The sequence below is a fragment of the Streptomyces cinereospinus genome, assembly GCF_042430725.1.
Taxonomy (GTDB): Bacteria; Actinomycetota; Actinomycetes; order Streptomycetales; family Streptomycetaceae; genus Streptomyces; species Streptomyces cinereospinus.
Map to the genome: position 1 here is coordinate 1 of NZ_JBHMCY010000131.1, position 8,558 is coordinate 8,558.

Here is an 8,558-nt window from a genome sequence, read left to right on the forward strand (position 1 = left end):
CGACATCCACGGCCCTGCCGTCGACAATGAGGGCCAGACGGCCGGAGAGATTGGCGATACGCACGATGAGTCTCCCGTAGGGGAAGGGGGCGGTACACCCGGAGCCGCGTCGGCGGGTGCCGCTCGGTTCGACGACGAGGGCGCGGGGGTCGGCCGTCAGCGACAACGGGACCCTTGCTCCCTCATCAGCAATTCAGCATGATGATTACCTTGATGTTGCGCTGGCATGAACCGCAGCGTCAAGAGGTGCAAGCAAAATGAACATGATGAATATGAAGATCATAGGATCGATGACCACGATGACCTCGGAGGAGCTCCCTTGACTGCCACCTCGGAACCGACCGCACGGCCGCGGCGGCCGCGACACCCGGACAGCGACGGCACCCCGCGCGGCTCGTCCGCCGGCCGCGCGGAGCGGGCGGCGCAGCGCGTCACCGAGTTGATCGAGAGCGTGCCCCCCGGCTCCCGGCTGGGCACGAAGGAGGAGCTGCGCACGCTCTGCGAGGTGTCCGTGGGGACGTTCAACGAGGCGCTGCGGCTGCTCCAGGCCAGAGGCCTGGTCACCGTCAAGCCCGGACCCGGCGGCGGGATGTTCAGCGCGGAGCAGTCCCCGATGGTCCGCCTCGGCAACTCCGTCCTCGCCCTGGACGCCCGGCAGAACGACGTGGCCGACGCGGTGCGCATCCGCGACGCCCTCGACCCGCTGCTCATCGAGGACGCGCTCTGGCACGCCTCGCCCGCCGACATCGCGGGGCTGCGCCGGCACATCACCGCGATGGAGCACGCCGTGACCGCCGCCGACCCCGTCGCGTTCGTCCACGCCAACTGGCGGCTGCACGCCGCCATCGCCTCGATCAGCCCGAACGCCCTGCTCAGCTCGCTCTACACGCACCTGCTCGACCTGATCGAGGGGCACACGCTCTCCGTGCTGCCGGCCAGCGAGCAGCCGCTCGGCGAGTACATCGCGCACCGCCACGCGCTGCACCGCGACCTCGTCGACGCCCTGGACCGGCGCGACCGCGACGAGGCACTGCGGCTCATCAGCGAGCACAACACCACCCTGGCCGCCGACGAGGACCCCGCCGCACGTCGCTGACCAGCGGTTCAGGGGCCCTCGTCGGCCCGCCCGACACCGCGGGGCGCGTCCTCGCGTTCGATCCGTCCGTGTCGAAGGCATTGACATCCGTCGTCGCCGCCCCTCAGCATCACTGCCAGTTCACGGCAGCGCACGACCGCGGCCGGTGGCCGCGTCCACCGGAAGCCCGCACTCGCCGCGCCACCGTGGCCATGCCGTAGGCGACGCCCAGCGACGCTTCGCCGACGGCGCGCGCCGCCCACGCACCGCTCCCCCCACAGCGGCCGGGGCATGACTTCGCGAGTACGGCAGCAGCGCCCGCCACGCGGCCCGCCACCCCGGCGGCACGCCGTCGACCGCCGACGGGTCCCCCGTCCGCCGGAACCGCCGTCCCCTCGCGGACCGCCCCGCGTACCGGATGCGCACCCCCCCGCTCAGCACCGCTTGAGGAGTACGGACATGAACGCAGCAATTGGCATGCCCAAATCAAGGCCCCACCCCTGGACCGCCACGGCCCTCGGCCTGGTCATCCTGTGCATCGAGGGCTACGACCTCTTCGTCCTGGGCGCCGTCGGCCCCTCGCTCCTCGCGCATCCCGAGTGGGACGTCACCAAGTCCACGCTGGGGCTGCTGGGCAGTCTCACCGCGCTGGGCATGCCCGTCGGCTCCATCGCCGCCGGATGGACGGGGGACCTCTGGGGCCGCCGCCTGCCCATGGTGATCGGCCTCGCCTGGCTGTCCGTCTGGATGCTGGCGAGCGCGGCGGCGGGCAGCCTCGAAGTCTTCGCCGCCACCCGGTTCTTCACCGGCATGGGCCTGGGCGCGCTGATCCCGCTGGTCACCGCCTTCGTGAGCGAGTCCGCCGCGCCCGCCCGGCGCTCGCTCCAGGTGGGCACCGCGCTGACCGGCGTGGCCATCGGCGGCATCGTCACCGGCGTCCTCGGCCGGGCCCTGCTGCCCGCGACGGACTTCCGCACGCTCTTCCTGTTCGGCGTCCTGCCGCTCGTCCTTGTTCCCCTGGTCTGGCGTGTGGTCCCGGCCCGTGCCCTGGACGCCGTCCCCGAGGGCACCGCCGAGGAGGCACCGGCACCGGCCGCCGAGAAGGCACCGTCGGCCAACCGTCTCGGCCGCCTCCTCGCCCCGGAGCACCGCAGGGCCACGCTGCTGTTCTGGGCCGCCACCTTCACCGGTCTGGTCCTCGTCTACGGGGCCAGCACCTGGCTGCCGACGCTCATGGTGGACGCGGGGTACGACCTCAGCTCGTCCCTGGAGTTCTCCATCGCCTTCAACGCCGGAGCGGTCGTCGGGACCATCGGCGTGGCGCTCCTCGCCGACTGGGGCTTCCTCAAGGCGGTCACCGTGGCGAGCTTCCTCATGGCCGCCGTCGCCATGATCACGCTCAGTACGCCGCAGCCCCGGCCCGTGCTGCTGATCGCCTCCGCCGCGGCCGGCCTCGGCTCCCTCGGCACCCAGAGCCTCGTCAACATCTTCGTCGCCCGTTACTACCCGGCCCACCTGCGCGGCACCGGCCTCGGCTTCAGCCTCGGCATCGGGCGGGTGGGCGCGATCGTCGGACCGAGCTACCTGGCCGTGGTCACCGTCCTGATCGCCTCCCCCAAGGCGGGCTTCTACGCCTTCGTCGTCCCCGCCGTGCTCGGCGCGGGCCTGGCCGCGATGTTCCGCACGGTCCGGCGCGAACCCGGGCCGCGCCCGGTGACGCAGGCCGAGGCGCCGCTCGCGGGGTAGCCGTCCCGGCCCCGGCGCGGGCCGTCCGCCCCGCGCGTCCCCGCCCGGCCACACCCTTCGGTCACCGGGCGGGGACGTCGTCAGCCACGGAACACCGGACAGGACCTGGCCTAGTGCCGCGGCGGGCAACGTTCGTACCGTCGCGACGCCCGGCACGGGCGAACGTTGCCCGCCGCGGCACTAGGATCGAAGGGAAGGCACTCGGGGGGTCCCGCTCCGCGCAGAGAGGACCTGGGATGAGTCCCCTGCACAGTCACGGCCGTGCGGACAGCTCGCCGGAACCGGCCGCCGTCCTGGTGGACGCGGGCGGTGCGGTGGCGGCGCTCTCCCGGGCGGCCGCGGAGCTTTTGGGCCAGGAGGCGGACGCACTCCGCGGGCGTCCGCTGCGCGACCTGCTCCCCGGCCTGTCCGTCGACCTGCTCACCCGCTCGGGGACCGCACGGCTGCGGCAGGCGTCGGGGGCATCGGTCCCGGTGCGCTTCCGCGTGACGCACCTGCCCGGGTCGCCGTACCGCCTCGTCCTGCTCACCGCCGCGAGCGCCGCGGACGAGGCCGAACTGAGCGCCGCCCTCTTCCGCGCCCTGCTCACGCAGGACCGCATCGGCTTCGTCGTACGGGACACGGACCTGCGCGTCCTGGCGGTGAACGAGGTTCCCACCATGCCCCTGCTGCCGGACGGCAGCCTGCTGGGCACCGTCATGGAGCCCGCCGACGTGGCCACGGCGGAGGCCCGGCTGCGCGAGGTGCTGCGCACCGGCGTACCGGCGGTGGCGCAGGAACAGCATGTGCGGTCCCTGACGCAGCCCACCCGGGAATGGTCGTTCTCCGTGTCGGTGCTCCGGCTGGAGGACCCGGGCGGCCGTCCGACCGGCGTCGCCGTGCTGCTCACCGACGCCACGGAGCAGTGGCTGGCCGCGCAGCGGCTCCGGCTGCGCCATCAGGCCGCCGTCAGCGTCGGGCACTCCCTGGACGTGCGGCAGACCGCGCAGGAACTCGCCGACCTGCTCGTTCCCGCGTTCGGCTCGGTGGGCGCGGTCGACCTCTCCGAAGCGGTGCTGGAGGGCGACGAGCCGTCCCGGATCCTCGGCGCCGGCAATCTCCACCTGCGCCGTGCCGCCGTGCGGTCGTCCGGGGGCGACTGGCCGAACATGCTGCTCAAGCCGGGCGCGCCGATTCCGTCCTTCCCGGACACGCCCGGGCTCCGAGCGGTCCAGGGAGGACGCACGGTCGTCGTCGACCGGGCCGGAGTGGATGACGTCCTGCGCGATCCGTCGCTGGTCCCTCTGTTCGTCCCCAAGGGCGCCCGGTCCCTGGTGCTGTCGCCGATGGTGGCGCGCGGCATGCTCCTCGGCATCATCGCCCTGTGGCGGACGGAGGAGGCCGACCCCTTCACCGAGCAGGACGCGGAACTGCTGTCCGAGATCGCCGCCCACGCCGCGCTGAGCGTGGACAACAGCCGCCGCTACACCCGCGAGCACCGGGCCGCCGTGACCCTGCAACGGCGGCTGCTGCCCCGTGGCCCGCTGCTGACGACGGCGGTGGAGACGGCCGGGACGTACCAGCCCGCGGGGGGCGGTGCGGAGATCGGCGGGGACTGGTTCGACGCGATCGCGCTGCCCTCGCTGCGGGTCGCGATGGTCGTCGGCGACGTGGTCGGCCACGGCCTGCACGCCTCGGCCACCATGGGACGCCTGCGCACGGCGGTGCAGACGCTGGCGGACCTCGAACTGCCGCCCGACGAACTCCTCACGCACCTCGACGACCTCGTGGCGCGACTGTCCGGCGAAGCCGATCCGGAGCACGGCGACATCGTCGGCGGAACCTGTCTGTTCGCCCTGTACGACCCGGTGTCGGAGCAGTGCACCCTCGCCAGCGCCGGGCATCCGCCGCCGATCGTGGTGAGCGCGGAGGGCACGGCGCGGCCCGTGCGTCTGCACCCGGGGCCTCCCCTCGGCACGGGAGGGCACCCGTTCGAGACGACCACCGTCCATCTGGAACCGGGCAGCATGCTGGCCCTGTTCACGGACGGCATGCTCGACGGCGGTACGTCGGCCGACGTGGACGCCGCGCTGGAGAGCCTGGCCGGGAAGCTGGCGGCCTGTCACGCCTCCGGGCAGCCCCTGGACGAAGCCGCGCGCAGCCTCGTCTCCGGACGGGCCGCCGCGGTCGACGACACCGCCCTGCTGCTCGCCCGCACCCGCCGGCTCGAGCCGGCCGACGTCGCCGAGTGGACCTTCCCGGCCGACCTCTCCGCGGTCGGCGACGCCAGGGCGGCGGCGCTGGGCCGGCTCGCCCAGTGGGGCCTGGACGACCTGGCGTTCACCACCGAACTGATCGTCAGCGAACTGGTCACGAACGCGATGCGCTACGCCGGCGGGCCCGTGGGGCTGCGGCTGATCCGCGACACGGTGCTCATCTGCGAAGTCAGCGACCCCAGCAGCACCCAGCCGCGGCTGCGCCGCGCCCGCGCGACCGACGAGGGCGGCCGGGGCCTGTTCCTCGTGGCCCAGCTGAGCCTGCGCTGGGGCAGCCGCTACACGGGCACCGGCAAGACGATCTGGACCGAGCAGGAGCTGACCGACTCGGTGTCCTACACGTAGACGGAAGTTGTGGGATGTTGAGTTGTGTTGAGCGACTCCGTTGATAGTTGTTCCATGCTAGGTTCCCTCCCACCTGCCCGGGTCTGACCCTCCGGCCAGGGCCGCGGGCCCCCGCCCGTGTGCGAGCCGCTCTTCCCGTACCACCCCCCGGGAGTCGCGACGGCCGCCCGCCTCGCCGCGCCCGGGATCCCGCACGCCGTCACGCCCTGGAGGAAGTTGATGCGACGCATCATCGCCTGCCTGGCGGTCTGGCTGACCATGGCCGGAGGCCTGCTCTTCACTGGCACCGCCTCCGCTGTTGTCATGCCCAAGACACCGCCCCTCAGTACGCCGTGGACCGACCAGGTGTCCACCGCCAATCCGCTGCCGGAGTACCCGCGACCGCAGATGACGCGGCCGGACTGGCAGTCGCTCAACGGGGAGTGGGAGTTCCTCAACCCGCAGACCGACAGTGCGGGCGACGTCAACCGCAACGCGGCCCCGCCGCTCGGCCAGACGCTGCCCGAACGCATCCTCGTGCCCTACCCGGTGGAGTCGGCGCTGTCCGGCATCATGCGCAACGACAACCGGGACCTGATGTTCTACAAGCGCTCCTTCACCGTCCCGCAGAGCTGGAACGGCAGACGGGTGCAACTGCACTTCGGCGCCGTCGACTACGAGGCCACCGTCTGGGTCAACGGCACCCAAGTGACCACCCACCGGGGCGGCTACGACCGCTTCGAGGCCGACATCACCCCGCACCTCAACGGCGGTACCAACGAACTGGTCGTCCGCGTCTACGACCCGACCGACGCGCGCGGCGAGAAGCAGCCGGTCGGCAAGCAGGTCAACAACCCCGGCGGCATCTTCTACACGCCCACCTCGGGCATCTGGCAGACCGTCTGGCTGGAACCCACCCCCGCGTCCTCGATCTACTCCGTGGACATCACGCCGAACCTGTCGAACAACACCGCCCGGGTCCGGGTCTTCACCCGCGGCGACGTCGGCGGCCACACCGTGCTGGCCGAGGCGATGTCCGGCTCCCAGGTGGCGGGCCAGGCCACCGGCGGCTTCACCGAGTTCTCCGTCCCGGTGCCCAACGCCCGCCGCTGGTCGCCCGACGACCCCTTCCTGTACGACCTCCGGGTCACCCTGCGCAACGCCTCCGGTGCCGCCGTCGACCGGGTCACCAGCTACTTCGGCATGCGCGAGGTCGGCAAGAGGACGCTCAACGGGGTCATGCGCCCCACCCTCAACGGGGAGTTCGTCTTCCAGATAGGCACCCTGGACCAGGGCTACTGGCCGGACGGCCTCTACACCGCGCCCACCGACGCAGCCCTCGCCTACGACCTGCAGAAGCACAAGGACCTGGGCTTCAACATGGTGCGCAAGCACATCAAGGTGGAGCCCGCCCGCTGGTACTACCACGCCGACCGGCTCGGCCTGCTGGTGTGGCAGGACATCCCGTCCACCCCGGCGTTCGACCACAGCCGCACCCCGGCGCAGACCGCGCAACTGGAGACCGAGGCCCGCGAGATCATCGACGAGCACCGCTTCTCCCCCGCCGTCGTCACCTACGTGCCGTTCAACGAGGGCTGGGGCGAGTGGGACCTTGCCGCCACCCGGCGCGTCACCACCGACCTGGAGAACTACGACCCGTCCCGCCTGATGAACCCGCACAGCGGCTACAACTGCTGTGACTCCAGGGGCGACCCGGGCACCGGCGACATCGTCGACTGGCACGTCTACACCGGACCCGACGCGCCCCGCCCGTCCGGCACCCGGGTCTCCGTCCTCGGCGAGTTCGGCGGCATCGGACTGCGCACGCCCGGCCACGAGTACAGCCCCGACGGACAGTTCTTCGCCTACGAGCAGGTCTCCAGCCGCGAGCAGCTCAACGACCGCTACACCGGCATGGTCCGCGACGTGCAGCACCTCATGACCACCAAGGGCCTGTCCGCGTACGTCTACACCGAGATCACCGACGTCGAGGGCGAGTACAACGGGCTCATGACCTACGACCGCCGGGTGCAGAAGGTCGACACCGGCCGGCTGCGCCAGGCGCACGGCACCCTCATCGCCGCGTCGCGCAACCTCAACGCCGCCGTCCCGCTCACCCTCGGACACGTCCGGTCGTTCAGGGTGACCACCCCCGGTCACACCGACCGCTACCTGCGGCACGCCGACTCGGTGGCCCGCACCGACGTGCTGAGCACCGCCTCCGGCGACGGCGCCCGCCAGGACGCCTCCTACCGGACGGTGACCGGACTGGCCGACCCGCGCTGCCACTCGTTCGAGTCGGTCAACTACCCCGGCCGCTACCTGCGGCACGCCGACGGCCGCGTCCGCCTCGACGCGGACACGGGCGGCTCGTTCGCCGCGGACGCCACCTGGTGCAGCCGGCCCGGCCTCGCCGCGGGCGGCACTTCGTTCGAGTCGCTGAACCACCCCGGGCACTACCTGCGGCATCACGCGGACACCGTGTACCTGGCCCGCAGCGGCGGCCCGAACGCCTGGGACACCGCCACGTCCTTCGCCGCCGACGCCACGTGGAACCTCGGCGAGCCCGCGCTGTGGCGCAGCTCCGCGCTGCTCCCCACCGGCGTACGGCAGTCGCTGCGGGTCACCACCTGGGGCCACACCAACCGGTACCTGCGGCACGCCGACAGCCTCGCCCACACCGAGGTCGTCGACGCGGGCAGCAGCGCCCTGCTCAAGCAGGACGCCACGTACACCGTACGGCGCGGCCTCGCCGACTCGTCCTGCTACTCGTTCGAGTCGGTGAATCAACCCGGCCAGTTCCTGCGGCACGCCGACAGCCGGGTGCGCAACGCACCCGACGACGGCTCGGCGCTGTTCCGTCAGGACGCCACGTTCTGCGCCCGGCCGGGGATCGGCGGCACGGGCGTCACCTTCGAGTCGATCAACGTGCCGGGGTCCTACCTCCGGCACCACGCGTCGCAGGTGTCCATCGCCTCCGGCGCCGGCAGCGGTGACGTCTTCGACCGTCCGCAGACGCTCACCGCCGACAGCAGCTGGGCGCTCGCGGCACCCTGGGCGCCCTGACCTGACGTGCCCGCTCCCCTCGGGGGGGCGGGCATGCTCAGACGCGGACCAGGCCGCCGTCGGCGACGATCGTCTGGCCGGTCACGAAGGAG

The 8,558-nt window shown here is 72.5% G+C and carries 4 protein-coding genes; all 4 read left to right on the forward strand.

Translation table 11 applies throughout. The features are described from left to right. Nucleotides 1-319 precede the first annotated feature (319 nt). The 4 genes from ACFF45_RS34680 (at nt 320) to ACFF45_RS34695 (ending at nt 8,466) form a co-directional block, all read left to right on the forward strand. On the forward strand, nt 320-1,096 hold the full coding sequence (locus ACFF45_RS34680; RefSeq protein ID WP_381350988.1) for a FadR/GntR family transcriptional regulator: 777 nt from the start codon (nt 320-322) through the stop codon (nt 1,094-1,096). A gap of 438 nt (nt 1,097-1,534) precedes the next feature. Next, nucleotides 1,535-2,821, forward strand: a complete 1,287-nt coding sequence (locus ACFF45_RS34685) for an MFS transporter (protein ID WP_381350990.1) — start codon at nt 1,535-1,537, stop codon at nt 2,819-2,821. Nucleotides 2,822-3,057: 236 nt separating this feature from the next. After that, nucleotides 3,058-5,421, forward strand: a complete 2,364-nt coding sequence (locus ACFF45_RS34690; RefSeq protein ID WP_381350992.1) for a SpoIIE family protein phosphatase — start codon at nt 3,058-3,060, stop codon at nt 5,419-5,421. A 219-nt stretch (nt 5,422-5,640) separates the two neighbouring features. Further along, nucleotides 5,641-8,466: an AbfB domain-containing protein gene (locus ACFF45_RS34695; protein WP_381350993.1), complete on the forward strand. Its 2,826-nt coding sequence runs from the start codon at nt 5,641-5,643 to the stop codon at nt 8,464-8,466. The last annotated feature ends 92 nt before the right edge of the window (nt 8,467-8,558 follow it).

What these genes read in the sequence shown, in the direction of transcription:
- ACFF45_RS34695 (WP_381350993.1), top strand. Translation starts at nt 5,641, where the DNA reads ATGCGACGCATCATCGCCTGCCTGGCGGTCTGGCTGACCATGGCCGGA.
- ACFF45_RS34685 (WP_381350990.1), top strand. Translation starts at nt 1,535, where the DNA reads ATGAACGCAGCAATTGGCATGCCCAAATCAAGGCCCCACCCCTGGACC.
- ACFF45_RS34690 (WP_381350992.1), top strand. Translation starts at nt 3,058, where the DNA reads ATGAGTCCCCTGCACAGTCACGGCCGTGCGGACAGCTCGCCGGAACCG.